The sequence below is a fragment of the Cereibacter azotoformans genome, assembly GCF_021391315.1.
GTDB classification, from domain to species: Bacteria; Pseudomonadota; Alphaproteobacteria; order Rhodobacterales; family Rhodobacteraceae; genus Cereibacter_A; species Cereibacter_A azotoformans.
On record NZ_CP090021.1, the window covers coordinates 276346 to 302309 of the forward strand.

Annotated in this window: 25 protein-coding genes, 1 tRNA gene and 3 pseudogenes; 16 read left to right on the plus strand and 13 right to left on the minus strand. The window is 68.7% G+C overall.

Annotated elements, in window-relative coordinates; translation table 11 throughout:
• Window positions 1-22: 22 nt before the first annotated feature.
• Window positions 23-657: pseudogene (locus tag LV780_RS01355) on the minus strand (IS5/IS1182 family transposase); the annotation flags it as partial.
• Window positions 658-904: 247 nt separating this feature from the next.
• Here LV780_RS01355 and LV780_RS01360 point away from each other — a divergent pair.
• The 4 genes and pseudogenes from LV780_RS01360 to LV780_RS01375 form a co-directional block, all read left to right on the plus strand.
• A pseudogene (locus tag LV780_RS01360) lies at window positions 905-1401 on the plus strand (IS5 family transposase); the annotation flags it as partial.
• Between the two features lie 119 nt (window positions 1402-1520).
• Entirely contained in the window at window positions 1521-2867 is a 1347-nt protein-coding gene (locus tag LV780_RS01365) for an IS5 family transposase (protein WP_108220065.1), read from the plus strand.
• A gap of 17 nt (window positions 2868-2884) precedes the next feature.
• Window positions 2885-3196: pseudogene (locus tag LV780_RS01370) on the plus strand (transposase); the annotation flags it as partial.
• 143 nt (window positions 3197-3339) lie between these two features.
• Window positions 3340-3416 (plus strand) — tRNA-Arg (locus LV780_RS01375).
• Window positions 3417-3429: 13 nt separating this feature from the next.
• Here the strand turns inward: LV780_RS01375 and LV780_RS01380 are convergent.
• Both LV780_RS01380 and LV780_RS01385 read right to left on the minus strand, forming a co-directional pair.
• Window positions 3430-3891, minus strand: coding sequence for a site-specific integrase (locus LV780_RS01380; protein WP_108220066.1), 462 nt, complete (start codon window positions 3889-3891; stop codon window positions 3430-3432).
• Window positions 3892-3945: 54 nt separating this feature from the next.
• Window positions 3946-4242, minus strand: coding sequence for a site-specific integrase (locus LV780_RS01385; RefSeq protein ID WP_052292648.1), 297 nt, complete (start codon window positions 4240-4242; stop codon window positions 3946-3948).
• A 285-nt stretch (window positions 4243-4527) separates the two neighbouring features.
• Between LV780_RS01385 and LV780_RS01390 the strand changes: the two genes are divergently transcribed.
• From LV780_RS01390 to LV780_RS01400, 3 genes are all read left to right on the plus strand, one after another.
• The gene (locus LV780_RS01390) at window positions 4528-5151 is read left to right on the plus strand and encodes a hypothetical protein (protein ID WP_146172287.1); all 624 of its coding nucleotides are present in this window, start codon (window positions 4528-4530) and stop codon (window positions 5149-5151) included.
• Window positions 5152-5375: 224 nt separating this feature from the next.
• Window positions 5376-6317, plus strand: coding sequence for a tRNA dihydrouridine(20/20a) synthase DusA (gene dusA / locus LV780_RS01395; protein WP_233863971.1), 942 nt, complete (start codon window positions 5376-5378; stop codon window positions 6315-6317).
• 85 nt (window positions 6318-6402) lie between these two features.
• Window positions 6403-7221 (plus strand): sulfite exporter TauE/SafE family protein, encoded by an 819-nt coding sequence (locus LV780_RS01400; protein WP_101342049.1) that lies wholly within the window; start codon window positions 6403-6405, stop codon window positions 7219-7221.
• 157 nt (window positions 7222-7378) lie between these two features.
• Here LV780_RS01400 and LV780_RS01405 read toward each other — a convergent pair whose 3' ends face one another.
• The 3 genes from LV780_RS01405 to pyrC all read right to left on the minus strand — a co-directional run bounded on the left by LV780_RS01405 (window position 7379) and on the right by pyrC (window position 10922).
• On the minus strand, window positions 7379-8869 hold the full coding sequence (locus LV780_RS01405) for a replicative DNA helicase (protein ID WP_011907384.1): 1491 nt from the start codon (window positions 8867-8869) through the stop codon (window positions 7379-7381).
• A 268-nt stretch (window positions 8870-9137) separates the two neighbouring features.
• On the minus strand, window positions 9138-9836 hold the full coding sequence (locus tag LV780_RS01410) for an orotate phosphoribosyltransferase (RefSeq protein WP_101342048.1): 699 nt from the start codon (window positions 9834-9836) through the stop codon (window positions 9138-9140).
• A 45-nt stretch (window positions 9837-9881) separates the two neighbouring features.
• On the minus strand, window positions 9882-10922 hold the full coding sequence (gene pyrC, locus LV780_RS01415) for a dihydroorotase (protein ID WP_108220068.1): 1041 nt from the start codon (window positions 10920-10922) through the stop codon (window positions 9882-9884).
• A 96-nt stretch (window positions 10923-11018) separates the two neighbouring features.
• Between pyrC and LV780_RS01420 the strand changes: the two genes are divergently transcribed.
• The 7 genes from LV780_RS01420 (at window position 11019) to LV780_RS01450 (ending at window position 19049) form a co-directional block, all read left to right on the plus strand.
• Complete coding sequence (locus tag LV780_RS01420; RefSeq protein WP_101342046.1) at window positions 11019-11537, plus strand: HD domain-containing protein; 519 nt, start codon at window positions 11019-11021, stop codon at window positions 11535-11537.
• Window positions 11538-11709: 172 nt separating this feature from the next.
• Window positions 11710-12624 (plus strand): AAA family ATPase, encoded by a 915-nt coding sequence (locus LV780_RS01425; RefSeq protein WP_108220069.1) that lies wholly within the window; start codon window positions 11710-11712, stop codon window positions 12622-12624.
• Window positions 12625-12728: 104 nt separating this feature from the next.
• Window positions 12729-13925 (plus strand): vWA domain-containing protein, encoded by a 1197-nt coding sequence (locus LV780_RS01430; protein WP_108220070.1) that lies wholly within the window; start codon window positions 12729-12731, stop codon window positions 13923-13925.
• A 141-nt stretch (window positions 13926-14066) separates the two neighbouring features.
• A complete protein-coding gene (locus LV780_RS01435) occupies window positions 14067-14495 on the plus strand; it encodes a hypothetical protein (protein ID WP_011907390.1) in 429 nt (142 codons plus the stop codon).
• 210 nt (window positions 14496-14705) lie between these two features.
• Window positions 14706-16979 carry an OmpA family protein gene (locus LV780_RS01440; RefSeq protein WP_181318439.1) on the plus strand — a complete coding sequence of 758 codons (2274 nt, stop codon included), beginning with the start codon at window positions 14706-14708 and terminating at the stop codon, window positions 16977-16979.
• Between the two features lie 88 nt (window positions 16980-17067).
• A complete protein-coding gene (locus LV780_RS01445) occupies window positions 17068-18039 on the plus strand; it encodes an XdhC family protein (protein ID WP_108220139.1) in 972 nt (323 codons plus the stop codon).
• Window positions 18039-19049, plus strand: a complete 1011-nt coding sequence (locus LV780_RS01450; protein WP_108220071.1) for a molybdopterin-binding protein — start codon at window positions 18039-18041, stop codon at window positions 19047-19049. Before LV780_RS01445 ends, LV780_RS01450 begins: the two co-directional genes overlap by 1 nt.
• A gap of 44 nt (window positions 19050-19093) precedes the next feature.
• Here LV780_RS01450 and infC read toward each other — a convergent pair whose 3' ends face one another.
• The gene (gene infC / locus LV780_RS01455; protein ID WP_011907394.1) at window positions 19094-19678 is read right to left on the minus strand and encodes a translation initiation factor IF-3; all 585 of its coding nucleotides are present in this window, start codon (window positions 19676-19678) and stop codon (window positions 19094-19096) included.
• 123 nt (window positions 19679-19801) lie between these two features.
• Here infC and LV780_RS01460 point away from each other — a divergent pair, with 123 nt between their 5' ends.
• Window positions 19802-20437, plus strand: coding sequence for a hypothetical protein (locus tag LV780_RS01460; RefSeq protein WP_108220072.1), 636 nt, complete (start codon window positions 19802-19804; stop codon window positions 20435-20437).
• A 90-nt stretch (window positions 20438-20527) separates the two neighbouring features.
• Here the strand turns inward: LV780_RS01460 and LV780_RS01465 are convergent, their stop codons facing one another.
• The 6 genes from LV780_RS01465 to cobA all read right to left on the minus strand — a co-directional run bounded on the left by LV780_RS01465 (window position 20528) and on the right by cobA (window position 25301).
• On the minus strand, window positions 20528-21334 hold the full coding sequence (locus LV780_RS01465; RefSeq protein WP_011907396.1) for a ferredoxin--NADP reductase: 807 nt from the start codon (window positions 21332-21334) through the stop codon (window positions 20528-20530).
• Window positions 21335-21396: 62 nt separating this feature from the next.
• Complete coding sequence (locus LV780_RS01470) at window positions 21397-21804, minus strand: DUF934 domain-containing protein (RefSeq protein ID WP_108220073.1); 408 nt, start codon at window positions 21802-21804, stop codon at window positions 21397-21399.
• Window positions 21801-22556, minus strand: coding sequence for a phosphoadenylyl-sulfate reductase (locus tag LV780_RS01475; protein WP_011907398.1), 756 nt, complete (start codon window positions 22554-22556; stop codon window positions 21801-21803). Before LV780_RS01475 ends, LV780_RS01470 begins: the two co-directional genes overlap by 4 nt.
• Window positions 22546-24216 (minus strand): nitrite/sulfite reductase, encoded by a 1671-nt coding sequence (locus LV780_RS01480; RefSeq protein WP_108220074.1) that lies wholly within the window; start codon window positions 24214-24216, stop codon window positions 22546-22548. The genes LV780_RS01475 and LV780_RS01480 overlap by 11 nt, the downstream gene beginning before the upstream one ends.
• A gap of 18 nt (window positions 24217-24234) precedes the next feature.
• The gene (locus LV780_RS01485) at window positions 24235-24540 is read right to left on the minus strand and encodes a DUF2849 domain-containing protein (protein WP_108220075.1); all 306 of its coding nucleotides are present in this window, start codon (window positions 24538-24540) and stop codon (window positions 24235-24237) included.
• Complete coding sequence (cobA, locus tag LV780_RS01490; protein WP_108220076.1) at window positions 24537-25301, minus strand: uroporphyrinogen-III C-methyltransferase; 765 nt, start codon at window positions 25299-25301, stop codon at window positions 24537-24539. The genes LV780_RS01485 and cobA overlap by 4 nt, the downstream gene beginning before the upstream one ends.
• Window positions 25302-25443: 142 nt before the next feature.
• Here cobA and LV780_RS01495 point away from each other — a divergent pair, with 142 nt between their 5' ends.
• Window positions 25444-25905: an Lrp/AsnC family transcriptional regulator gene (locus LV780_RS01495; RefSeq protein WP_002722912.1), complete on the plus strand. Its 462-nt coding sequence runs from the start codon at window positions 25444-25446 to the stop codon at window positions 25903-25905.
• Window positions 25906-25964 lie beyond the last annotated feature (59 nt).

Sequence of the window (25964 nt, forward strand, 5' to 3'; positions counted from 1 at the left end):
GATCAGGCGGCCGCGAGGCTGTGCCGCTGAGTCTTGCCTGCCGGAGCACCGCCAGGATGAGGGTGATGACGGCGGCAAGAAGAGCCCTCAGATGGGCGAGGATCTTGCGGATGTTGTGGCCGCAGCCGCAGAGGACGGCGAAGAGCGCGTCACCTAGTGTCCCTTTTAGGAAGCAGCGTGCGAGTCGGACGTCAGTCTCATGTGGCCGATCTCGGGTTCGATGCTGCTCCGTCGGCGGAGGGCCTTCGCCAGGGCCGGGGTCAGTCCGCGGCGGGTGCCGCTGATCGGCACCTGGGTGTGCTCGACCCCGTGGCCCTTGTACCCGCGGTCGACGACGGCGCGCTTCGGCGGGTGGCCGGTGAGGATCGCCACCTGCTTCAGCGCCTCGCCGAGGGTGTGGCCGTCGTAGGGATTGCCCGGCAGCGAGCGCGTACCCACCACGAACCCGCCCGTCAGCGTGGTGACCACGCTGACCTTGGTGCCGAACTCGTAGCGCACCTGAGCGTTCGGGCTTCGCAACGCTCCACTGGAGCGTTGCGCGGGCAAGCCCGACAGCCCTCACCCCTTCGAGATGCAGTCGACCTCCGGCTCGTGGAGCGCGTAGATCTTGCCGGGATCCTTCGGCCGCTGGTGCAGCAGCCGGGACACCAGTACGGCGTTGTTGCAGAACTCAGGCCTGGGGCGTGACCGCCCCTTACTGGTCTTGCCCCTGTTTCACCGGACACTCAGGCGGTTGCGGTTTGGGCTGCGATGAACTCGCGGGGCGAGCGCATTTTCAGCGTAAGCTGACGCCGAGGGCCGTCTGGACTTACCGGCTTTTCTCATCTGCCATGATGCGCTAGACTCCAGACCCATTGATTTCGTCGGGATCGCGTGATTCAGGCCTCGCAAGGAGACCTGACCGATGAGCAACCTCTACTGGCTGTCCGAGGCGCAAATGGAGCGCCTGAAGCCGTTCCTTCCCAAGAGCCATTGGCAAGCCCCGTGTCGACGACCGGCGCGTCCTGAGCGGCATAATCTTCGTCAATCGCAATGGTTTGCGGTGGTGCGACGCACCCAGGGAGTACGGGCCGGCGAAGACCCTCTACAATCGCTGGAAGCGTTGGAGCGAGAACGGAGTCTTCGCCCGGATCATGATGGGCCTGGCGGCCGAGAGGGCCGAGCACAAGACGATCATGATCGACGCGACCTAGCTGAAGGCGCATCGCACGGCTTCCAGCCTGTGCGTGAAAAAGGGGGGCGCGCGCGTCAGATAGGTCGCAGTTCGAAGATCAGGAAACAGTCCGGGGGACTGTTTCCCTGAGAACGGGGGGCATGAACACCAAGTTGCATGCCGTCGCCGATGCGCAGGGCCGGCCGATCGGGTTCTTCATGTCCGCTGGACAGGTCAGCGACTACTCAGTCCGGCCGGAACAACGCCGAAGTGTTTGATCTTCCGTCTGAAACCCGAGGTTTCTGTCGCCATGGCCTGCAGGATTTCATAGGATTCGGCCCAGAACCCTGCAATTTTGGCCCGTCGCATGAAGCATCGTCCCCGTCCTCCCGAGCAGAACGACCTCTTCCGGCCGCGCCTCGTCGACATGATCGACATGCGTCATGAGTTGGTCACGCTGGCGGGGCTGATCGACTGGGAGTTCTTCGAGCGCGAATGGGCGGGGTTCTTCCCATTCACCACGGGTCGTCCAGCGACGTCGCCGCGGCTCGTGGCGGGGCTGCTCTATCTGCAGCACGCGTTCCGGCTGTCGGATGAGGCCGTGGTCGCGCGGTGGGTCGAGAACCCCTACTTTCAGCATTTCACCGGCGAGACGTTCTTTCAGCATCGCCCGCCGATCGACCCGACCTCGCTCATCCGGTGGCGGAAGCGGATCGGGGAAGAGGGCGTCGAATGGCTGCTGACGAAGACCATCGAGGCAGGTCGCAAGTCCGGTGCCGTCGAGGGTGCGAACCTGGACGAGGTGGCGGTGGATACGACCGTCATGGAGAAGAACATCGCGCACCCGACGGACTCCCGGCTCTACGAACGCGCACGGGCGCAGCTGGTGGATCTGGCCCGGGACGCCGGGATCGAGCTGCGCCAGACCTACGCGCGTCTCGGGCCGCGGCTTGCGGCGCAGGTCGGCCGTTATGCGCATGCGAAGCAGTTCCGGCGCATGCGCAAGGCGTTGAGGACGCTCAAGGGTTACACCGGCCGCGTGATGCGGGACATCCGTCGGCAGCTTGACGAGATCCCCGCGGGGCCGCTGCGCGAGCGGGTGCTCGACAAGCTCGTGCTGGTCTCGCGGCTGCTCCACCAGGCGCCGAAGGACCCGGGCAAGATCTACTCGCTCCATGAGCCTGAGGTCGACTGCATCTCGAAGGGAAAGGCTCGGGTGCGCTACGAGTTCGGCACCAAGGTTAGCATCGCCACCACGCTGAAGGGCGGCTTCGTGGTGGGCACGCGCTCGCTGCCGGGGAACCCTTACGACGGCCACACCCTCGGCGAGGCGCTGGAGCAGGTTGCCATTCTCACCGGCCACCCGCCGAAGCGGGCTGTCGTCGATCGCGGCTACAAGGGTCACGGCGTCGAGCACACCCAGGTCCTGATCAGCGGCACCCGCCGCGGCCTGACCCCGGCGCTGGCAAGAGCCCTCCGACGGCGCAGCAGCATCGAGCCCGAGATCGGTCACATGAAGGCCGACGGTCGCCTTGCCCGCTGCTTTCTGAAGGGCACACTTGGTGACGCGCTCTTCGCCGTCCTCTGCGGCTGCGGCAACAACATCCGCAAGATCCTCGCCCGTCTGAGGGCTCTTCTTGCCGCCGTCATCGCCCTCGTCCTGGCCATGATCCGGCAGGAGCGAACCGACAGCTACCGTCCTGCCGCGGCCTGATCGCGTTGTTCAGGCTGAACTACGCAGGCGCGGCGGCGCTGCTGGGCAGCCTGCCGAAGGCGGACTGGTTGCTGGCCGACCGGGGCTACGACGCGGCCTGGCTGAGAGAAGCGTTGAAAGACAAGGGGATGAAGGTCTGCATCCCCGGCCGGAAATCTCGCAAGAAAGCCGTCAGATACGACAAGCGGAGGTACAAGCGCCGCACTCGCATCGAGATCATGTTCGGTCGGCTGAAGGACTGGAGGCGCGTTGCCACCCGATACGACCGCAGCCCGGAGACGTTCTTCTCTGCTATCGCACTCGCAGCCATCGTCCTGTTCGGGCTCTGAAACGCAGAAGTCTGGAGCCTAGCCTCCGCTACACCGAAATTCTACATCTCATTGACGGACGCGACCTACACCCTGACCTATTGAAAAAACTTCGCCGATGCTCTTGCGTTGTCCCGCACTCCCGGCTAAATGGCGGTCATACCGCACCCGTAGCTCAGCTGGATAGAGCATCAGACTACGAATCTGAGGGTCGGGCGTTCGAATCGCTCCGGGTGCGCCAATTCCTGTTTTCGTTACGCATTCTTCTTCCCCTCTCCTAAGGGGTTCGAGCCGGTTTGCAGGCGGTTTGCAAAAGCCGTTGCCGGGCTGTTCTCGAAGGCGAGAATCGCGGCCTTCGACATGGCCGATGTGCGGGCGAGATACTTCTCCAGAATTCGGGTTGCCGACTGGAGGGTGTGCCCGGTGATTGAACAGATCAGCGGAATGGCGTTGCCGGCTTCTGCCAGCATCGTCACTGCGGTTCCGCGCAGGTCGTTGAAGTGCAGATGCTCTGCCTTCTCGGCCTTGGTCATTTCATCGAAGGGACGAGGGTAGAAGCCGGCCGCCTGCATGCGCGCCCGCCATTGCTTCGACAGCTCCTTGTCGCTGCCATCGGTAAACCACGGGCGTCCATCGGCCCGGGTGAGGATGCAGGGTCCCTGCCGTGGCGCACTGTCCAGCATGAGGCGAAGGGCCTCGGAACGGTGGATGGTCACGCGCGCGGTCGTCTTGCGCTGCTTGAGGCTGATGTTCTCGCCGTCATAGTCGGCTCAGCGCAGCCGGATCAGGTCGCCGTATCGCTGGCCGGTGTGGATCGCCAGGATCAGGGCGCGTTGCAGCTCGACAGGTGCGCCGGCCATGAACTTGAGAATGTCGGCCTCGGTCCAGATGATCTCCGATCGGTCGGCGGAGTAGAGGCGCTCCAAGCCCTCCAGGGGGTTCATCTTGATCGTGCCTCGGGAGGCGGCATAGCTGAACACCAGCGACAGCACGGTCATCCGGTTGTCTGCCTCGCGTGGGCGGTCCTGGCCGATCTTCTCGTGATAGTCGGCGAAGACGGCGCGCACCTTCGGCGAGGCGAGGGCGGCAAGACGACCTTGACCAAGGTGTTCAGCCGCAGGCTGCCTTCTGCGGTGTTCTGTATTCCGATCTTCAGTTCCAGTCCACCGTCTCCAGTCCACCGTCGACGAACTCAGCCATCTCCCGCATGGCAGTGGCGAATTCAATCGACGCTCTAGAAACCACTTCCAGGTCGGCGATCTGACCATCGGCAAGTTGCAGGTAGAGGCTTAGCGGAACACCAGTTTTCCACAAGACATGCGCGGAGCCTCATCAAGGGCAACAGCGCCATCGTGGACGGTTCCCGCGTGGCTTGCGCTCTCTGGGCTACCCCCGAGAATGAGGCCGAGAAGGCCTGCAAGAAACTCGGCCTGACCTACAAGCGCGGCATGCTGGTCAGCGGGGCTGTCGTCAAGGCGAACTACAAACACGACAGCTCCATCCACCTTTACCTTCGGGATGAGGAATCACCGGTTCTGGTGGAGGTCACTGATGACGGCCGGGCCGCCGGTGTGCAGGTTGATGGGGAGCACTTCCTCTTGCTGGAGGCGCTGGTTGAGGCCGCTGACATGGGCGCGCCGTTCTCCCGAACCGGCAAGGCCGGCGTCCATGAGAACCGTGGGTCGCTGCCGGATCCGTGGAACAAGGCAAGCCGCGATATGCTGCTGAAAGCGGTGCAGGTCCTCCTGGACGCGGGTGCGCTTGTCATAGCGCCGGACGTCGATCGCTCTGGCCATCCGCAGGTCCTCGACGCTCCGCAGGGCGCTATGTCCTTAGGGCTGCCGAGCACCTTGCCGGCGAGGGCGAGCCTGCCGCGGCGCAACAAAACCCGGTACCTGCTCCTCCGCCTGGCATCGAACCACTTGACGTGCCGCTCGACGCAGGAGGCCTTTCCGCCTCGCTTGATCCTGACTTGAGCGGTATAGGAAGCGGAACCGTCCTTCTTCACATGCTTGCGGATCACGGAACTACAATACCTTCGTCGGGACTACATTGTAGGCCGACCCTGGCAAAAACGGGCGGAAATGCGCAGTTACGGACTGCAAACGGGGCGAGATGAGCTGTGGAGAAGTCGTTGAATCAGAACGAGATAGACGAGAAATCAACGGTTTACGGCAGCCACCGTCTTTCCATTGCCCCGATGCTGGACTGGACGGACCGGCACTGCCGGTTCTTCCACAGACTCATGACCCGGCGCGCGATGCTCTACACCGAGATGGTGACGGCTCCGGCCGTCATCCATGGCCCGCGTGAGCGCCTGCTCGGCTTCTCGCCCGCCGAGCATCCGGTGGCCCTGCAACTCGGCGGCTCCGACCCGGCCGAGCTTGCGCAGGCGGTGCGGGTGGCAGCGCCCCATGGTCACGACGAGATCAATCTCAACGTCGGCTGCCCGTCCGACCGGGTCCAGTCCGGCTGCTTCGGCGCCGTGCTGATGGAGCGCCCGGCCCTGGTGGCCGACTGCGTGGCCGCCATGATTGCGGAAAGCCCGGTGCCCGTCACGGTCAAGTGCCGGATCGGCGTGGACGAGCAGGAGCCGTCCGAGATCCTGCCCGCCTTCCTCGAAACCGTGGCCGCCGCCGGCGTCCGCCACTTCGTGATCCATGCCCGCAAGGCCTGGCTCCAGGGCCTCAGCCCGCGCGAGAACCGCGAGATCCCGCCGCTCGACTATCCGCTGGTGATCGCCATGAAGCGGCGCTTCCCCGAACTGACCATCTGCCTCAACGGGGGCGTGGCGACCCTCTCGCAGGCCGAGGAGTTGCTTGCGCAGGGGCTGGACGGGGTGATGATCGGGCGCGCCGCCTACAACGAGCCCGAACTGCTGATCGGGGCCGACAGGCTCTGGGGCTGCGAGCCGCCGCGGGATCTCGACCGGGTGCTGGCCGACATGCGGCCCTACATCGCCGAACATCTGGCGGCGGGCGGACGTCTTCACCAGATCACGCGGCACATGCTGGGTCTGTTCTCCGGCCGCCCCGGAGCGCGCCACTGGCGCCGCATCCTGTCCGAGGGCGCCTCGCGGCCCGGGGCGGGACTGGATCTCTTCGACGAGGCGCTCGAGGCGGTGCGGCCGCGGGCGGCCTGACCCTCCGCGCCTCTGACCCTCCGCGCCTCTGGCCATCGGGGGGTTCTGGCGCTATGGCGGGGGCCTTCCTTGCGAAAGGGCTGACATGCCGGATCCCTCGCTCCTGCTGCCGATGCTGGCGCTCCTCCTCGCCATCGGCGCCTTCGCCGGCATCATCGCCGGGCTGCTTGGCGTGGGCGGCGGCCTGATCCTCGTGCCGGCCTATCTCTATGCCTTCGAGACGCTGGGCCATGGCGGCCCGGCCTTGATGCGCGTCTGCCTCGCCACGTCGCTCGCCACGATCATCGTGACCTCCTTGCGGTCGGTTCATGCCCATCACGGCAAGGGCGCCGTCGATCTCGGCATCCTGCGCCAGTGGGGGCCCTGGATCGCGCTGGGCGCGGTCGCGGGCACGCTCGCCGCCTCCGGCCTTCGCTCCGGCGTGCTTCAGGCGATCTTCGGCACCGTCGGCGTGGCGGTCGGCCTCTACATGGCCTTTGGAAAGGCCAGCTGGCGCCTTGGCGAGCGCATGCCGCGCGGTGCGGCGCGCGGCGCCACCGGCATCGGAATGGGCTTTCTCTCGGTGCTCATGGGGATCGGCGGAGGCACCTTCGGCGTCCCGCTCATGAGCCTCTTCAACGTGCCCATCCACCGGGCGGTCGCCACGGCCGCAGGCTTCGGCGTGATCATCGCCCTGCCGTCCGCCCTGCTTTTCCTGCTCACGCCCACCGATGCCGCCCCGCCCTGGACGGTGGGATCCGTGAACCTGCCGGCCTTCGGCATCACCATCGCCATGACGCTCCTGACGGCGCCGCTCGGCGTGCGGCTCGCGCATGCGATGGACCCCAAGCCCCTCAAGCGGGTCTTCGCCGTCTTCATCATGATCGTGGCGCTGAACATGCTGCGCAAGGCGGCGGGCTACTGACGGGCCCGCACCACCCGGCCACTTCATTCTGGCGCAAATATCCCCGCCGGAGGCCCACGGCCCCGGCGCAGCGTTCGCAGGCCGCCCGTGGCCGTCCTCCGCGGCAGCACCGGCGAGCGGGGGCTCGATGCCCCCCGAGCCGGCACCTCCCGGAGCGTCAGTAAGCGTCGATCCCCTGCTGCCAGGGCCGGACCAGATTTCCGAACCGGGTAAAGCGGCCCTCGAAGCTCAGTTCCACCGAGCCGATCGGCCCGTGACGCTGCTTGCCGATGATGACCTCGGCCTTGCCGTGCACCTGCTCCATGATGGCCTGCCACTGGGCCATCTTCTCCATCTCGTGGTCGCCCGGCTTCTCGCGCTCGCGGTAATATTCCTCGCGAAAGACGAACATGACCACGTCGGCGTCCTGCTCGATCGAGCCCGACTCGCGCAGGTCCGACAGCTGCGGCCGCTTGTCGTCGCGGCTTTCCACGCTCCGCGACAGCTGCGACAGCGCCACGACCGGGATGTTCAGCTCCTTGGCGATCGCCTTCAGACCTTGCGTGATCTCGGACACTTCCTGCACCCGGTTGTCGCGCGACCCGCCCGAGCCCTTCAGCAGTTGCAGATAGTCCACCATCAGCACGTCAAGCCCATGGGTCCGCTTCAGCCGGCGCGCCCGCGCCGCGACCTGGCTGATTGGCAAGGCCGGCGTGTCGTCGATGTAAAGCGGGCAGGCCTCCAGCGCCTTCGCGGCCTCGACGAAGCGGCGGAACTCGGCCTCGGTCATGTCGCCGCGGCGGATCTGTTCCGAAGGCACCTCGGCCGCCTCCGACAGGATCCGCGCCGCCAGTTGCTCGGCGCTCATCTCGAGGCTGAAGAAGCCCACCACGCCGCCCTCGACCGCCCCTTCGGTCCCGTCCGGCAGCCGGCCGCGCCGGAAGGCCTTGGCGATGTTGAAGGCGATGTTCGTGGCCAGCGAGGTCTTGCCCATCGAGGGCCGGCCCGCGAGGATCAGAAGGTCCGACGGATGCAGCCCGCCCAGCTTCTTGTCGAGATCGGCGAGGCCCGTCGAGATGCCCGCGAGACCCCCGTCGCGCTGGTAGGCGGCGTTGGCCACGTTCACCGCATCGGTCACCGCCTTGAGGAAGCTCTGGAAGCCACGCTCGGCATGGCCCTGCTCGCCCAGCCGGTAGAGCTTCTGCTCGGCCTCGACGATCTGCTCCTTCGGCTCCGAGGCCACATCGACCCGCGCGGCCTTGGCGGCGATGTCGCGCCCCAGCCCGATCAGCTCGCGCCGCACCGCGAGGTCATAGATCATCTGTGCATAATCGCGCGCGGCAAAGGCCGAGATCGCCGCACCGGCCAGCCGCACCAGATAGGCCGGCCCGCCCAATTCCTTGAGCCCCGCATCCTCTTCCAGAAACGCCTTGAGCGTGACGGGCGAGGCGAGCGCGTTCTTCTGGATCCGCGCCGCCGCGATTTCGAAGATCCGCTGGTGGACGGGATCGAAGAAATGCTCGGCCCGTATCACCGAGGCAATGCGGTCGAAGATGTCGTTGTTGGTCAGGATCGCGCCAAGCAACTGCTGCTCGGCCTCGATGTTGTGGGGAAGAACTTCCGGAGTCTTCTCCGGCTGCGACTCGCGTAGCGCCCTGACCTCGTTCACGGATCTGCCCTCTGCTCTCGTTTGCGGGCGCCACCTTCAGCGGGCGCCCTTGGATGCGCGGTGCCACCTGATACCCCCGAACGGCGGCGCCGGGCAGAGGGTATAGTCCTGGGGGCGAACCGGCCCGGACCCTGTGGAAAGGTTGTGGATCGTTTCCGCGCCCCCGAAGCCTACCATATCTCGCGGAAGGTGCAGCCGGAAAACGCAGCCGGTGGCTTGCCCCCGGCGCGCGGGGCGGATTCGTCCCCAGACGGGTTCCGGCGGCCGGTCAGAGACCGGCGGCCGGATCGGCTGGTTTCCGCGCGTCCTGCCAGTCCCGCGGGTTCGACAGGAAGCACTCGACCTCGGCCAGCGTGCCGGCATCAAACGCATCCGAGGCCCGCGCCTCCGCCAGCACGTCCCACCAGGTGCACAGATGGTGCAGCGTGACGCCGTGGGCCTGAAGCCGCCCGATCGTCTCGGGGAAGATGCCGTAATAGAAGATCACCGCGGTGTGGGCGCAGGTTGCCCCCGTGTCGCGGATCGCATCGACGAAGGACAGTTTCGACCCGCCGTCCGTGGTCAGATCCTCGACCAGCAGCACGCGCTGGCCTTCCGTCATCACGCCCTCGATCCGGGCGTTGCGACCGTAGCCCTTGGGCTTCTTGCGGACGTAGGTCATCGGCAGGGCCAGCCGCTCGGCCATCATCGCCGCGAAGGGGATGCCCGCGGTTTCGCCGCCCGCCACATTGTCGAAGGCCTCGAAGCCGGCGTCGCGCAACAGCGTGACGGTCAGGAAGTCCATCAGCGTCGAGCGGATGCGCGGATAGGAGATCAGCTTGCGGCAGTCGATGTAGGTGGGCGAGGGCAGGCCCGAGGCGAGGGTGAAGGGCTCGTGCGGGCGGAAATGCACCGCCTGGATCTCGAGCAGCATCCGCGCGGTCAGGCGCGCGATCTCCTCGCGGGGCGGGAAGGAGGTGGGGATCATCGGGATCGTCCTTTCATCGGGGGCCCGCCGGGGGCGGGAAGGGGGTCAGCTCTCGACGTGCCACAGCAGCGGAAAGCCGGGATCGAAAAGCGTCACGGGGCCGGCGCCGGTCTCGATCCGCGCGGGCAGCACGAGCGGTTCGCCCTTGCGCAGCGTGATCCGCTCCTCGTTCGGCGGCAGGCGGTAGAAGGCTGGACCATTGAGCGCGACGAAGCCCTCCAGCCGGTCGAGCGCGCCTTCCTCCTCGAACACATGGGCCAGGATCGAGAGCGTGTTGGTCGCCGTGAAGCAGCCCGCGCAGCCGCAGGCGGATTCCTTGGCGGCGTCCGCATGGGGGGCGCTGTCGGTGCCGAGGAAGAAGCACCCCTCGCCGCCCGTTGCCGCCTCACGCAGCGCCAGCCGGTGCGTTTCGCGCTTCGCCACCGGCAGGCAGTAGTAGTGCGGCCGGATGCCGCCCGCGAGGATGTGGTTGCGGTTGATGATCAGGTGATGCGTCGTCAGCGTGCCCGCCATGTCCGGCCCGCCGCCGCGCACATAATCGAGCCCCTCCCGCGTCGTGACATGCTCCAGCACCACCCGCAGCCCCGGCGTCGCGCGCCGGATCGGCTCGAGCACCCGCTCGAGGAACACCGCCTCGCGGTCGAAGATGTCCACCGCCGGATCCGTCACCTCGCCATGCACGCAGAGCGGCAGACCGATCTCGGCCATCGTCTCCAGCACGCCGCGCACCCGGTCGAAGTCGCGCACCCCCGAGGCCGAGTTGGTCGTGGCCCCCGCCGGGTAAAGCTTGACCGCCTTGACCAGCCCCGAGGCCGCCGCGGCGCGCACGTCCGCCGGATCGGTCGTCTCGGTCAGATAGAGCACCATCAGCGGCTCGAACCGGGCGCCCGCGGGCAGGGCGGCCATGATGCGCTCGCGGTAGGCCGCGGCCTCGGCGCCCGTCACCACCGGCGGCACGAGGTTCGGCATCACGATGGCGCGGGCGAAATGCCGGGTGGTTTCGGGCAGCACCCCCTCCAGCATTGCGCCGTCGCGCAGGTGGAGGTGCCAGTCGTCGGGGCGGCGGATTGTGAGGCTCTGGGTCATGCCTGCCGCCTACTGCAAAGGACGCACCTTTTCCAGTGAGTCGATCCCCGGGAACGTGCGGCCCCGCCGCACGTTCGCCCCTCGAAAGGAGACGCCATGCAGAGACTGCTCGAAGCCTGCGCCTTCGCCGCGCGCCTGCACGCCGGCGCGCGGCAGAAGGGCCATGCCGCCCATCCCTACATCAACCACCCGATCGATGTGGCGCTTCGGGTGGCCCGCAGTCCCGCAGCCGACGAGGTGCTGGTGCTCGCGGCCCTGCTGCACGACACGGTCGAGAAGGCCGGCGCCACGCAGGAGCAGATCGAGGCGCTCTTCGGGCCCGAGGTGGCGCGGCTGGTGGCCGAGGTGACCGATCCGCCGGAGGAGGACGCCCGCGGCCTCTCACCGTCCGCGCAACGCCTGCGGCTCGCCGACAAGGCGTCGAACCTCGCGGCCCTCACCTCCAGCGGGCCGGGAGAGTGGGACCCAGAGGCGCTGGCGGCCTATCTGTCCCGCGCGGATCGAGTGGCCCAAGCCTGCCGCGCCACGGATCCCGTGCTTGCCGCCGCCTATGACGAGGCCGCCGCCGCGGCCCATGCGGCGCTTGCCCCTCCCGGACAGGACAGCCTGGCCTGAGGGCCCTGACGCGCCGGCGGCGCACACCTCCCTGCGGGCTCGGGTGCAGGAGGCTCCGCCCTCCGCCCGCTTCCGATCGGCCGCGCCCCCACCTTGGTCGCAGAGCCGCGGCCGGCGCTTGACCGCTCCGGGCCACCTCGGCCAACCTCGCGCCTGCAACCGGAGTGCCGTCTTGACCCATCCTCTCCCCGCCTCGATCGACGCCGCCGCCGCCCTTCTGGCCGAGCAGGGCTATGTGAGCGACCGGGCCCTCGCCACGGTCGTGTTCCTGGCCCTCAGGCTCGGCCGTCCGCTCTTTCTCGAGGGCGAGGCCGGCACCGGCAAGACCGAGATCGCCAAGGCGCTCGCCGCCGCGCTGGGCCGCCGCCTGATCCGGCTTCAGTGCTACGAGGGCCTCGACGCGGCTTCCGCCGTGGCCGACTGGAACTTTGCCGCCCAGATGATCGCGATCCGCGCCGCCGAGGCGTCGGGTGCGGCCGACCGCGACAGCCTGCGCACCGAGCTCTTCACCGAGGACTATCTGATCGAGCGCCCGCTCCTGCAGGCCATGCGTCCCCAGCCCGGGGGCGCCCCCGTCCTGCTCATCGACGAGCTTGACCGCACCGACGAGCCCTTCGAGGCCTTCCTGCTCGAGGCGCTCTCGGATTTCCAGGTCACGATCCCCGAGCTTGGCACCATCCGGGCCCCCGAACCGCCCATCGTGATCCTCACCTCGAACCGGACGCGCGAGGTGCATGACGCGCTCAAGCGCCGCTGCCTCTATCATTGGGTGGACTACCCCGATTTCCCGCGCGAGGCCCGCATCCTCGCCGCCCGCGCGCCCGAAGCGCAGGAGGCGCTCAGCCGCGAGATCGTGGCCTTCGTCCAGCGCCTGCGCCGCGAGGATCTCTTCAAGCGCCCCGGCGTGGCCGAGACGATCGACTGGGCCAAATGCCTGCTCGCGCTCGACGTGATCGAACTCTCGCCCGAACTCATCGCCGACACGCTGGGCGCGCTCCTGAAATATCAGGACGACATCCAGAAGATCCAGGGCTCCGAGGCGCGCCGCCTTCTGGACGAGGCCCGCCGCGACCTCGCACCGGCATGAGCCTCTTTCAGTCTGGCCCAAATATCCTCGGGGGGGCCTCCGGCCCCGGCCGGAGGCGCGGGGGGCAGACAGCCCCCCGGCGCCCGCTCCACCGGGCCTGAGCGATGGAACTCCAGGCCCCCTCCGACGGCAGCCTCACCCGCAACATCCTGTGGTTCGCCCGCGCGCTTCGCAAGGCGGGCCTGCCCATCGGCTCGGGCCGCGTGGCCGATGCCGTCCGCGCCGTCGAGGCCACCGGCTTCACCTCGCGCGAGGATTTCTACTGGACGCTCCACGCCTGCTTCGTCTCGCGCCCCGAGCATCGTGCCACCTTCGCGCAGGTCTTCCGCCTCTTCTGGCGCGACCCGCAGTTCCTCGAGCAGATGATGAGCCTCCTCCTGCCGCAGCTGCGCGCCGCGCCCGAGGATCGACCGCCCGATCCCGCCGAGAAGCGCGCGGCCGAGGCGCTGCTCGATGGCGCTCCGCGACCCGAGCGCGCCGCGCCCGAGCCCGAAGGCAGCCTCATCGAGATCGACGCCGCCGAAACCGCCTCGGAGCAGGAGCGGCTGAAGCGGCTCGATTTCGAGCAGATGTCCACAGCCGAGATGGACGAGGCCCGGCGCATGCTCGCGCGGCTGTCGCTGCCGGTGCCGCCGATCCGCTCGCGGCGTCTGGTTGCCGCCGCGGGCGGGCCGCGGGTCGATCTGCGCCGGACGCTGGTGCGGGCGCTGCGGCAGGGCGGCGAGATCCCCGCGCTCGCCCGCCGCCGTCGGGCGCTGCGCTGGCCGAACCTCGTGGTGCTCTGCGACATCTCCGGGTCCATGTCGCGCTATTCGCGGCTGGTTCTCCACTTCATTCACGCAGTCGCCAACCGAAAGGGGCAGGGCTGGGCGCGGGTCCATGCCTTCACCTTCGGCACGCGGCTTACCGACATCACGCGCCACCTGCGCCGCCGGGACGTGGATGCCGCGCTGGCGGCTGCGGGGGCCGAGGCGCAGGACTGGTCCGGCGGGACACGGATCGGCGACTGCCTCCACGTCTTCAACCGGGATTGGTCGCGCCGGGTACTGGGGCAGGGGGCGGTGGTGCTTCTGATCACCGACGGGCTCGACCGCGGCGACCCTGTGGCGCTTGCCCGCGAGATGGAGCGTCTGCATCTCTCGGCCCGGCGGCTCATCTGGCTCAACCCGCTCCTGCGTTGGGAGGGTTTTGCCCCGCGGGCGGGCGGCATCCGCGCCATGCTGCCCCATGTGGACAGTCTGCGTGCGGCCCATTCGGTGGCCTCGCTCGAAGCTCTGGCCGAGGCGCTCTCGCGGCGCTGACAGGCCTGCGGGTCCGGCGGTTTTCACACATCTGTTATCCAGCCCGGTCGGCGCGCTTGGAACGCTCCGGTCCCCTGCCTGTTGAGGCGCCATGCAGATCCGGGTCCCACAGGCCGGGATCATGGACAGAAAGGAACGACGATGAGCTTCAGACTGCTCCAGACGACCGCCGCCCTGTCGCTTGGCCTTTTCGCGCTTCAGCCGCTGGCCGCCGCCGCGCAGACCACGACCACGGAGGACTGCATTCCCTCCGCCACCGTGACCTGCCCGCCGGGTGCCGCTTCGGTGCCGGGCGCCGAGTCCCCGGACGGCACGGATGATTCCACGGCCGCGCCTCCGGTCGATCCGACCAGCTCGACCGGCGGAGGTGTCTCGGGCAATACCGAGATGACGCCGATGGTTCCGGGCGCCGAGACGCCCGGCGGCACGGACGACTCGCAGTCGGCGGCTCCGGTTGATCCGTCGTCCACGGGCGGTGGCGTGGTGACCGACGGCAACGCTCCGACGGTTCCGGGCACCGAGCAGCCCGACGGGACGGACGATTCGCAGGGCGCGGTTCCCGTGCAATAATCGGCAGAGTGCGTCAGGAAAGCCGCCGCTCGGCAAGAGCGGCGGCTTTTTTCATGGCTGCGACGGCCGGTGGTGCAAGGTGGTGGCCAGGCACGGGAACAAGCCGCGCCTGTTGAGGTGGCTCGGGAACGAAACGACAGGATCAAGGTTTTTCTGCAGCAGGAACGGTCCGGGCGTTGCCCGCCGGATCAGGAATGAAAGGAATTTCCGATGAAGAGCCGTCTTTTGACCACAACGGCCGCCCTTTCGGTGGCGCTCTCGACGTTTCAGCCGCTGCCGCTCGTCGCGCAGGAAGATGCAGCCGCGCGCTGCGCTGCCAATCCCGAGGATTGCCCGCCGGGGCTGGAGCCTGCCGAGGATGGCGAGGCGCCGGCCGGGCAGGATGCCCCCGAGGATGGGGCCGACGAAGGCGAACCCGATGCCCCTGCGGCCGAGGAGGGGGCCGCAGCCGGCGCCGAACCTGCGCCAGACGCCGAGGGGGAGGCCGAACCTGCGGCCGCGGCCGAGGAAGCGCCGCCCGCTGACGCTGAAGCGACAGGGCAGGCCGACGCTGCAGAGCCTGCCGGGGCCGCAGTCGATACGGCGGACGAGCCCGCCGGGCAGGCTGCCCGGCCCGTCGAGCCAGCGCCGGATTCGGATGCCGCAGACCGGCCGGTAGCGGCCGAACCGGACGGGGCTGAGGCGGAGGGGGCCGAGGCGGAAGCCGAAACCGAACGCTCGGGCATCAGCCGTATCCTGAACGGCCCGGAGGAAGCGGCTCCGGCGGGGGAAGAGGCGGGTCCGGCCGAAGCCGAACAGGCAGGGGAAGAGGCGCCGCCCGCTGAGGGCGCGGCGCGCAGTCCGGATGCGCCTGAGGATGCGGCGGTCGACGCCGAACCCACGGGCGAGCCCGATCAGGAGCGTGCGGTCGAGCGAGAGGCTGCGCCGGATGCGGACGAGCTTCGCCGCCGTCTCGAGGCGGATGCCGAGCCTCCGGTCGATGCTGCGCCGGACGAAGGTCAGGACGGTGCCGCCGCCACGGCGGGAGCGACCGCGGCCGGCGAGGATGATGGTGCTGCCGAAACCGCGCCGGAGACCGGAGCGTCGTCGGAGGCCGAAGGCGAGGTCGAGGGCGCCGGGCAGCCGGACGGTGAGGCCGAAGCCGCAGACCTCGAGGACGGAGCGCCTGGGGCCGAAGCGGACCGGGCCGCGACCCAAGACGACGGCGACGCCACGGGGGGCGGCGCGGACCGTGCCGGTGCGCAGGCTGACGGTGAGGCCGAAGCGGCCCGCACGGAGGCGGACGAGGACGCGGCCGCCGAGTCCGATCAGACGACCGCCGAGACCGAGGAGGCGGAACGCTCTCCGGCCGATCAGGAAGAGGCGCGCAGCCTCCTGTCGCGCATCCTCGAAAGCGAGGAAGCCGGTGCCGGGGCCGTTGCCGCGGCCGCGGCCTCTGCCGATGATGCCGGCGATGCCGCCGGCGAGGCGCGTGAGGCCGCCGGTCGGGCCGAGGAGATCACCGAAGACAACAGCCGTTCGAGCGACGAGGAGTTCCGGACGCTGCTGGATGGCAGCCGGGAGAGGAGTGACAGCGAGAGCGACCGCGACAGCGGATTGTCGAACTTCGAGAAGTTCGGCCTGCTTGCGCTGGGTGGCCTTGCGGTGGGGGCGATGCTCAACAACCGCGACGAGGTGGTGTCCAACAGCGGAGACCGGGTCGTGGTGCAGCGTTCGGATGGCACCTATTCGGTGCTGAAGGACGATGACACGCTGCTCCGCCGGCCGGGGTCCGAGGTCGTGACCCAGAGCTTCGATGACGGCTCGACCCGGGCGGTCGTGACGCGCGCCGACGGAACGCAGATCGTCACTATCCGCGATGGGGCCGGCCGGGTGCTGCGCCGGACCGCGATCGACCGCGACGGCCGCGAGGTCCGGCTGATCGACGATCTGGCTCCGGTGGAGCGGGTGGATGTCTCGCGCCTGCCCGAGCCTGCGCCGGGCTTCAGTTTCGTCGAGACCACGAACGGGCGCGAACTGCGGCAGGCGCTGGAACAGGCCCGGAGCCGGACCCTCGACCGGACCTACAGCCTGCGCCAGATCCGGGAATACCGTGAGGTCCGGGCTCTGGCCCCGGCCATCGACGTGGACCAGATCACCTTTGCGACCGGCTCGGCTGCCATTGATCCGGGCCAGGCGGAACGGCTTGCCGTGCTCGGGCAGACCATCGCCGACATGGTGGCCGAGCGTCCGGGCGAGGTCTTCCTCATCGAGGGCCATACCGATGCCGTGGGCGATGAGGCCTCGAACCTCGCGCTCTCGGACCGGCGGGCCGAATCGGTGGCGCTGGCGCTGTCCGAGTATTTCGACGTTCCCCCGGAGAACATGGTGGTCCAGGGCTACGGCGAAGGCGATCTGCGGATCGACACCGACGGGCCGGAGCAGCGCAACCGGCGCGTGGCGGTGCGCCTGATCACGCCGCTGATGCGGACCGCCTCGAACTGACGGGACGTGGGGCCGCCATGCCACCTTTTGGCAGTGGCGGCCCCCGCATCGGCCGTCGCATGATCCCTGCAAGCGACGGGAGATGCTCTTGACCGGCCATGATGACATTCCGGAAACCGCCCTCGACTGGCACCGCGCGGGCAGGGGGGCCGTCCTCGCGACCGTGATCGAGACCTGGGGCTCGGCTCCGCGCCCTGCGGGCAGCCAGCTTGTGGTGGCCGGGGACGGCGCGATGATGGGCTCGGTCTCGGGCGGCTGTGTCGAGGGGGCGGTCATTGCCGAAGCCGCCGCCGCACGCGCGGACGGCCGCTCGCGGTTGATGACGTTTGGCGTGTCGGACGACGAGGCCTTTGCCGTGGGCCTCGCCTGCGGCGGCACGATCCGCGTGCTGGTCGAACCCATCGGCACGGCCCTGCCCGAGGCGCTGCTGGCCGATCTCGTGGCGGCGCGCGCGGCCCGGCGGCCGATCGCGCTGCTGGTGCATCCCGAGAGTGGCGCGCATCGGCTGGCGGGGCCCGAGGAGGCCCGCGTGGCCACGCGCCTGCGCGCGGACCGCTCGGGTCTCGAGGAGGATGGCTGGTTCATCGGCATCCACAACCCGCCCTTGCGAATGGTCGTGGTGGGCGCGGTCCACATCGCCCAGCCGCTGCTGGCGATGGCCCGGATCGCCGGCTTCGAGCCGACCCTCATCGACCCGCGCAGCGCCTTCGGCTCTGCCGCGCGGTTCCCCGGCGAAACGATCCTCGAGGATTGGCCGGACGAGGCGCTTGCCCGCCTTGAGCCGGATGCCCGCACGGCGGTGGTGACGCTGACGCACGATCCAAAGCTCGACGATCCGGCCATCCTCGCCACCTTCGCCACGCCGGCCTTCTACCTCGGATGCCTCGGCTCGCCCCGCACCCATGCCCGGCGCCTGGACCGGCTGCGGGAGGCCGGAGTGTCCGAGGACCAGATCGCCCGGATCCATGCGCCCGTCGGGCTCGACATCGGCGCGCGCAGCCCGGCCGAGATCGCGGTCTCGATCCTCGCCCAGATCACCGAGCGGCTGAGGCGGGGCTGATGCGGTTCGGCCCGGTTCCGCTGGACGAGGCCGAGGGGTCGATCCTCGCCCACTCGCTCGTCCTGCCCGAGGGGCGGCTGCGCAAGGGTCTCGTGCTGGGGCCGGCCGAACTCGCGCGGCTTCGGGCGGCACAGGTGACCGAGGTGACGGTGGCGCGACTGGGGGCCGGGGATGTGCCCGAGGATGCCGCCGCCGCGCGTCTTGCCGCGGCGCTGGTGCCCGACGAGGCCGGGGCACGCTTGGGCCGTTCGGCGGCCTTCACGGGGCGGGTGAACCTGAACGCCACGGCGCCGGGGCTGGTGGCCCTCGACGCCCCGCGCATCCATGCGCTCAACCGGATCGATCCGGCCCTGACGCTGGCCACGCTCGCGCCGCTCACGCGGGTCGAGCCGGGAATGCTGGTCGGCACGGTGAAGATCATCGCCTATGCGGTGGAGGAGGCGGAGCTGGCGCGCGCCGAGGCGCTGGCGCGGGCCGCGATCCGCATCCTGCCCGTCGTACGACGGAGCGCAGGGCTGCTTTGCACCGAGGTGCCGGGGCAGGAGGCGAAGCTGACCTCCAAGGGCCGCCGTTCGGTCGAAAAGCGGCTGTCGGCGCTGGGGATGGAGCTTCTGGCCTGCGAGGTGACGCCCCACGAGGCGGGCGCCATGGCCGACGCCCTTCGGCGCCTGCCGGGCGAGATGCTGCTCATCCTGACCGGCTCGGCCACCTCCGACCTCCACGACACCGCGCCGGAGGCGCTGCGGCAGGCGGGCGGCCGGGTGGCCCGGTTCGGGATGCCGGTCGATCCGGGGAACCTGCTGTTCCACGGCAGCTTCGACGCCCGTCCGGTGATCGGCCTGCCCGGCTGCGCCCGATCCCCGGCGCTGAACGGCGCGGACTGGGTGCTGGAACGGCTCGCCTGCGGGCTCGAGGTCGATGACGAGGCCATCGCCGCGATGGGCGTGGGCGGGCTTCTGAAGGAGATACCGCTGCGCCCGCAACCGCGCGAACGGCGGGAGCGGACCTGAAAAAGGGGGCCGATGGCCCCCCTGTTCCGCCGTGCGAGGCGCCCTTACTTCGGGGCGATCATCATCACCATCTGACGGCCTTCGAGCTTCGGCATGGCCTCGACCTTGCCGACCTCGGCCTCCGACACCTGCGCGGCGACCCGGTTCAGAAGCTCGAGCCCGAGTTCCTGGTGCGCCATCTCGCGGCCGCGGAAGCGCAGGGTGACCTTCACCTTGTCGCCCTCGCCGAGGAACTTCAGCACCGAGCGCATCTTCACGTCGAAATCGTGGGTATCGGTCCCGGGGCGGAACTTGATCTCCTTGATCTCGATGATGTGCTGCTTCTTGCGGGCCTCGGCCTCGCGTTTCTGCTGCTCGTACTTGAACTTGCCGAAGTCCATGATCTTGCAGACCGGCGGTTCCGCGTTCGGCGAGATCTCGACGAGATCAAGCCCCGCCTCTTCGGCCATCGACATGGCGCGCGAGGGGGTGACGATCCCGATGTTCTCGCCATTGGCGCCGATCAGACGGATCTCGGGGCAGCGGATGCGCTCGTTGACACGGGGGCCCGTTTCACGTTGCGGCGGGGCGTTGTGGGGTCTGCGGGCTATGGTGGCGTTCCTTGTGCGGTTAACAAATGTGCGGCGCAAAATAGTGTCCCTACCGCTCCCTTTCAACCGGATTCGGGGCTTGTCGCGGTGTCTTGTGGGGGAACGGCCTGCGGCATCGCGACGTTGCCACTGGGCAGAGGCGCCGCAGGTGAAGGACAGGGAATGAACAGGATTGCGATCATCGTCGGGCTGGTGCTGCTCGCGGCGGCGGGGTTCGGCTGGTATCAGTATGGCTATCTGCCGCAGCAGGAGGCGGCCGAGGCGGCTCGGTCCGCCGAGGATGAGGCGGCGCGGGCGGCCGAAGAGGCCCGTCTTGCCGCCGAGGCGGCGCGCGAGGAGGCGGCCGAAGCCGCCCGCGCCGACGAGGATGCCGCCGCCGAAGCGGCCGCCGCTGCGGCGGCCGCGGCCGACGCGGCGACCGAGGCCGCTTCGGATGCCGCCGCTGCCGCCGCCGCGGCGACCCAGGAGGCAGCGCGCACGGCCGGAGAGGCGGCCTCTTCCGCGGCCGATGCGGCCGTCGAGGCCGCACGTCAGGCCGCCGCCGCCGCCACGCTCGCCGCGCGCAACGCGGCCGACGCGGCGGGTGAGCTGCTTCCCGAAGACCTGCTGCGGGTCGAGACCTATGACCGCGCCCGTGTCGATGCCATGATCGACTCCTCGGATCTGGACCCGGCGACCAAGGAGCGGCTGAAGAACACGATCGAGGCGGCCGAGGCGACCCCCGAACTGCTTGGATCGGCCCTTGAAACGGTGCGGACCTCGCTGGGGGTAGGCGCGCCCGCGGCCGACGCGCAGTAAGGGGCGACCCCGGTCGCGCCGTTCACGAAGCGCGAAATGCAGGAACGCCGCGCGGGGGGTTGCGCGGCGTTCCGACAGCGGTCGCCGTGTTCAGATACCGTCGCCCACGAAGGCCTTCTCGACCACATATTCCAGCGGCTCGGAGTTGGCGCCCTCGCGCAGGCCAAAGCCCTCGAGTACGGTCTTGACGTCGAGGTTGAACTGGAGCGAGCCGCAGACCATCGCGCGGTCCTCGTCCATGTTCATCTGCGGGATGCCGAGGTCGGCGAACACCTTGCCCGAGGTCAGGTTGTCGGTGATCCGGCCCATCCGGTCCGACGTCTCGCGCGTGGTGGTGGGATAGTAGAGCAGCTTGTCGCCCACCATCTCGCCGATCAGCGGATCGTCCTTCAGGCTCTCGACCAGCTGCCGGCCGTATTCCAGCTCGGACTTCTCGCGGCAGGTGTGCATCATGATCACCTGCTCATACCGCTCGTAGGTCTCGGGATCGCGCATCAGCGAGGCGAAGGGCGCAAGGCCGGTCCCGGTTGCGAGGAACCAGATCCGCTTGCCGGGCAGCAGCGCGTCGAGCACGAGCGTGCCCACCGGCTTCGGGCGCAGGATGATCTGGTCGCCCGGCTGGATGTGCTGCAGCCGCGAGGTCAGCGGCCCGTCCGGCACCTTGATCGAGTAGAACTCCAGCTCTTCGTCCCAGTTGGGCGAGGCGATGGAATAGGCGCGCATGATCGGCTTGCCGCGCTCGTCGAGCAGCCCGATCATCACGAACTCGCCCGAGCGGAAGCGCAGCGACTGCGGGCGCGTCACGCGGAACGAAAAGAGGCGGTCCGTCCAATGCTGCACCGTGGTCACGGTCTGCGCATCGGGCAGGGTCTTCACAATGGCGGCATTCTGGTTCATGGCTCGGTCCCCTTGGTCCGCTCTTTCAGTAAATCTTCGCACCCTGCGAAGAAAGGCCGGAATCAGCCTTTAAGCTGCGACTGATAGTCATGGTTTTGCCAGTTGGCGCGGAAGAGCCACTGATCCTCGGGCTGGCGGGCGGCGAGATCGTCCGGGATTTCCACCTCGTCGAAGCCGGAACGGCGGGCCATGGCATATTGATCCGCGATCAGCGGCCCGAAGGCGCGCAGTCGCCCGCGGTAGCCCATCCGGCGCAGCCGCCGGGCCAGCGTGAAGCCGCGCCCGTCGCTGAAGGACGGAAAGGCGATGCGGATGAGGCCGAGCCGCTCGAGCCGATTGCCCAGCCGCGCCGGATCGTCGGTGTTGGCCAGATCCACCGCCTCGGCCCCGTCGGCCAGCGCCTCGAGCGGGGCAATCTCGCCCGGCCAGTCGTCCGCCACGAACCCCTTGTCGGTGACGATGATGCTCATGCCGCGTCCTCCTTGTTCACGGGCCCGCGCACCGCACGACCGTCGATGAAATGGATGCCGCACTCGGTCTTGGCGCTGCCGCGCCAGCGCCCCGCGCGCGGGTCCTCGCCCTCGGCCACCGGCGAGGTGCAGGGCTCGCACCCGATGGACGGGTAGCCCTTCGCCACCAGCGGGTGCCGGGGGAGGTTGTTGTTGGCGATGTAGTCCTCGAGGTCCTCGCGCCCCCAGTGGGCCAGCGGATTGACCTTGATGCGCCGATCGTCCTCGGCCTCGAAGAAGTCCACCGCCGCGCGCGTGCCGCTCTGGTAGCGCTTGCGCCCCGTGATCCAGCCGTCGAAATGCCGGAGAGCCCGCTCGAGCGGCTCGACCTTGCGGACCGCGCAGCAGGCGTCGGTGTTGTACTGGTTCAGCGTACCGTCCGGGTCCTCGAACGAGATCCGCGGCTGGGTGGCGCGGATCGTGCGGATGTCGCACAGATGCAGCGTGTCGGCCAGCTGGCGCTGGTAGTCGAGCGTCTCCTGAAAGAGCATCCGCGTGTCGATGAAGATCACCGGCGTCTCGGGTGCAATGACCGAAACCAGATGCAGCAGCACGACCGACTCGGCCCCGAAGGAGGAAACGAGCGCCACCCGGCCCAGATCCGCATCCTTCAGCGCATGTTCGAGCACCGCGGTCGCGCCGTGGTGCCTGTAGCGGGCATTCAGCGCCGCCACACGATCGGCGACGGCGCCCTGGGGAACCTTACGCAGCATCCTTTGCGCCTTCCGCGTCATAGAGGGCCGCCTTGAAGGGCGCATGCCCCAGACGGCGCACGGTTTCGAGAAAGGTCTCGGACGGCCCGCTGCGGACCCGGAGATAGGCACGCACGATCCGCTCGATCGCGGGCACGATCTCGTCATAGGCAAAGCCCGGGCCCGTCTTCTCGCCGATCGCCGCCGTCTCGGTGCCGTCGCCGCCGAGAGTGATCTGGTAGTTCTCGACCCCCGCCCGGTCGAGGCCGAGGATGCCGATATGGCCGACGTGGTGATGGCCGCAGGCGTTGATGCAGCCCGAGATCTTGATCTTCAGCGGGCCGATCTCGTGCTCGAGCTTCAGCTCGTCAAAGCGGGTCGCGATCTGCTGCGCCACCGGGATCGAGCGCGCCGTCGCCAGCGCGCAGTAATCCATGCCCGGGCAGGCGATCATGTCCGAGATCAGGCCCACGTTCGCCGTGGCCAGCCCCGCCTGCGCCAGCGCCGCATGGACCGCCGGCAGATCCGACTTGTGGACATGCGGCAGGATCACGTTCTGCTCGTGGCTGATGCGCAGCTCGTCATGGCCGTAGCGTTCGGCGAGGTCGGCCATCACCCGCATCTGCACGGCCGTGGCGTCGCCCGGGGTCGCGCCATGCGCCTTCAGGCTGATCGTCACGATGGCGTAATCCGCCTGCCGGTGCGCGGTCAGGTTCGTATCCGCCCAGGAGCGGAACACCGGATCGGCCTCGTAGAAATCGTCGTAGGCGTCGGTTGGCGCGTTGCGGAAGGCGGGCGGGGCGAAGGCCTTCTCGATCTCGGCCAGAAGCGCCTGGTCGTTGCCCCCGAACTCGGCGCGGGTCTCGACGAACCGCTCCTCGATCATCTGGGTGATCGTCTCGACGCCGGTCTCGAAGACGGTGATCTTGATCCGCGCCTTGAACTTGTTGTCGCGCCGCCCAAGCTCGTTGTAGACGCTCAGGATCGCCTCGACGTAGGGCAGCAGGTCCGCCTTTGGCAGGAACTCCCGCACCGTATGGCCGATCATCGGCGTCCGGCCGAGGCCGCCGCCCACGATCACCTCGAAGCCCGGCTCTCCGGCCGCGTTCCGCACCATGCGCAGGCCGATGTCATGCGCGCGCGTCACCGCCCGGTCGTTGGGCGAACCTGTGATCGCGATCTTGAACTTGCGCGGCAGGAACTGGAACTCGGGATGGTCCGTGGACCACTGGCGCAGAAGTTCGGCCACCGGGCGCGGGTCCTCGATCTCGTCGGCGGCGGCGCCGGCGAAATGGTCCGCGGTCACGTTCCTCACGCAGTTGCCCGAGGTCTGGATCGCGTGCATTTCCACATCGGCCAGCGCCGACAGGATCTCGGGCACGTCCGACAGCTTCGGCCAGTTGAACTGGATGTTCTGGCGCGTGGTGAAATGGCCATAGCCCTTGTCCCACCGCTCGGCGATCATCGCAAGCTGGCGCATCTTGCGGCTGTCGAGCGTGCCATAGGGGATCGCCACCCGCAGCATGTAGGCGTGAAGCTGCAGGTACAGCCCGTTCATCAGGCGCAGCGGCTTGAACTCGTCTTCGGTCAACGAGCCGTCGATGCGGCGGCGCACCTGTTCGCTGAACTGGGCGACACGGGTGCGGACAAAGGCCTCGTCGAAGTCATTGTAGCTGTACATGATCGCTTCCCTCCGGCGTCAGCGCGCCGCCAGTTCCTGCTTGCCGTGGCGGTAGTTCGAGGGGCCGCGCGTGCGGAAGACCTCGCGGAAATGGACGGGCTCGGGCCCCATCGCGCCCGACCGGGCGTCGGCGAGATAGGCGCCCACCACCTCGGACTTGCGCGCCGCGGCATGCAGCAGCCGAAGCTGGCCGTGGGCCTCGTCCTCGATCAGCTCCGCCTCATGGTGGTGGCGCGTCCAGCGGTCATCGGCCGTCAGATAGACGACATCGCCCTCGAGCAGCGCGTTGGCGGTCACGACCTTCGGAATGAACGGACGGCTCATGCGGTGGCTTCCTTCAGTTGGGGCAGCGCCGCCGCAGCGCGGCGAGGCGCGAGCCCGTAGAGCACGATAGCCGGGCCGGTCAAACCGGCAACGGCCTCGGCAAGGGTGGCAAGGGTGCCGGCAACGATCCGCTCGTCGGCGCGGCTGACATTCTCGATCACGGTGACGGGGGTCTCGGGACTCGCCCCATGCATCATGAGCCGGCCCTGGATGAACCGGGCTGACTTCTTTCCCATGTAGATCGCGGCGACCTCGCCGGCGCGGGCAAGACCCCGCCAGTCCTGCTCGGCAAAACCCGCCATGTCATGGCCCGTCACGATGCGGAGCGCGGCGTTGCGCCCGCGCTTCGTGAGGCCCTGGCCGATGGTCGCGGCGGCGGCGGCGGCCGTGGTCAGCCCCGGCACGATGCGCCAGGCGATCCCCGCCTCGTCCAGCGCCTCGATCTCCTCGTCCAGCCGGCCGAAGATGCCGCTGTCGCCCGACTTGAGCCGGACGACGCGCCGGCCCGACCCGGCATGGTCCACGATCAGGGCGTTGATCTCGCCCTGCGGGGTGGAGGGGCCAAAGCCTTCCTTGCCGGCCTCGATCCGGAGCGCCTGCGGCGGGATCAGCTCGAGGATCTCGAGCCCCACCAGCCGGTCATGGATGACCACCTCGGCCTGCGTCAGCGCCCGGCAGGCGCCCATGGTCAGATGATCGACCGAGCCGGGGCCGGCACCGACGAAGATGACCTGTCCGGGGGCGGTGGGGGCGTGCAGCATCCTTGCCATCCATTGCTGGGAGTTCGCCATGCAATCTAGGACAGTTTCCCCGTGTGGCGCCATATCCCCTTGCAGATAAGGAAGATTGTTCCCTATGGTGCGCGGGATGGAACGGGGTTCCGCGGAAAGGGGAGTTGCGCGGATGGCAGTCCGGCTGGACGAGATGGACAGGAAAATCCTTGCCGAGCTGCAGGCCGACGCCAGCCAGTCGCTCGACGAGATCGCGCGCAAGGTGGGCTCATCCAAGACGCCGGTGTGGAATCGGATCCGGCGGATGCGCGAGGCGGGCGTCATCCTCAGGCAGACCGCCCTGCTTGATGCCGAGGCGCTGGGGCTCGAAGCCTGCTTCTTCGTGCTGATCCGCACCTCCGAGCACGAGGCCGAATGGCAGCGCAAGTTCCTCAAGGCGCTGCGGGAACGGCCCGAAGTGCTCGAGGCGCACAGGCTGGCTGGGGACATCGACTACATCCTCAAGGTCCGCGTGGCCAATGCGCGGGCCTACGACACCTTCTACCAGGCGCTCATATCCGAGGTGCGTATCTACAATGTGACGGCGCTCCTCTCGATGGAGGAGATCAAGGCCACCACCGTCCTTCCCGTCTGACCGGGCCGCCGCCGCGGACGGCGCCACCCCAGCGGACCGGCTTTCACACTGGCGCAAAT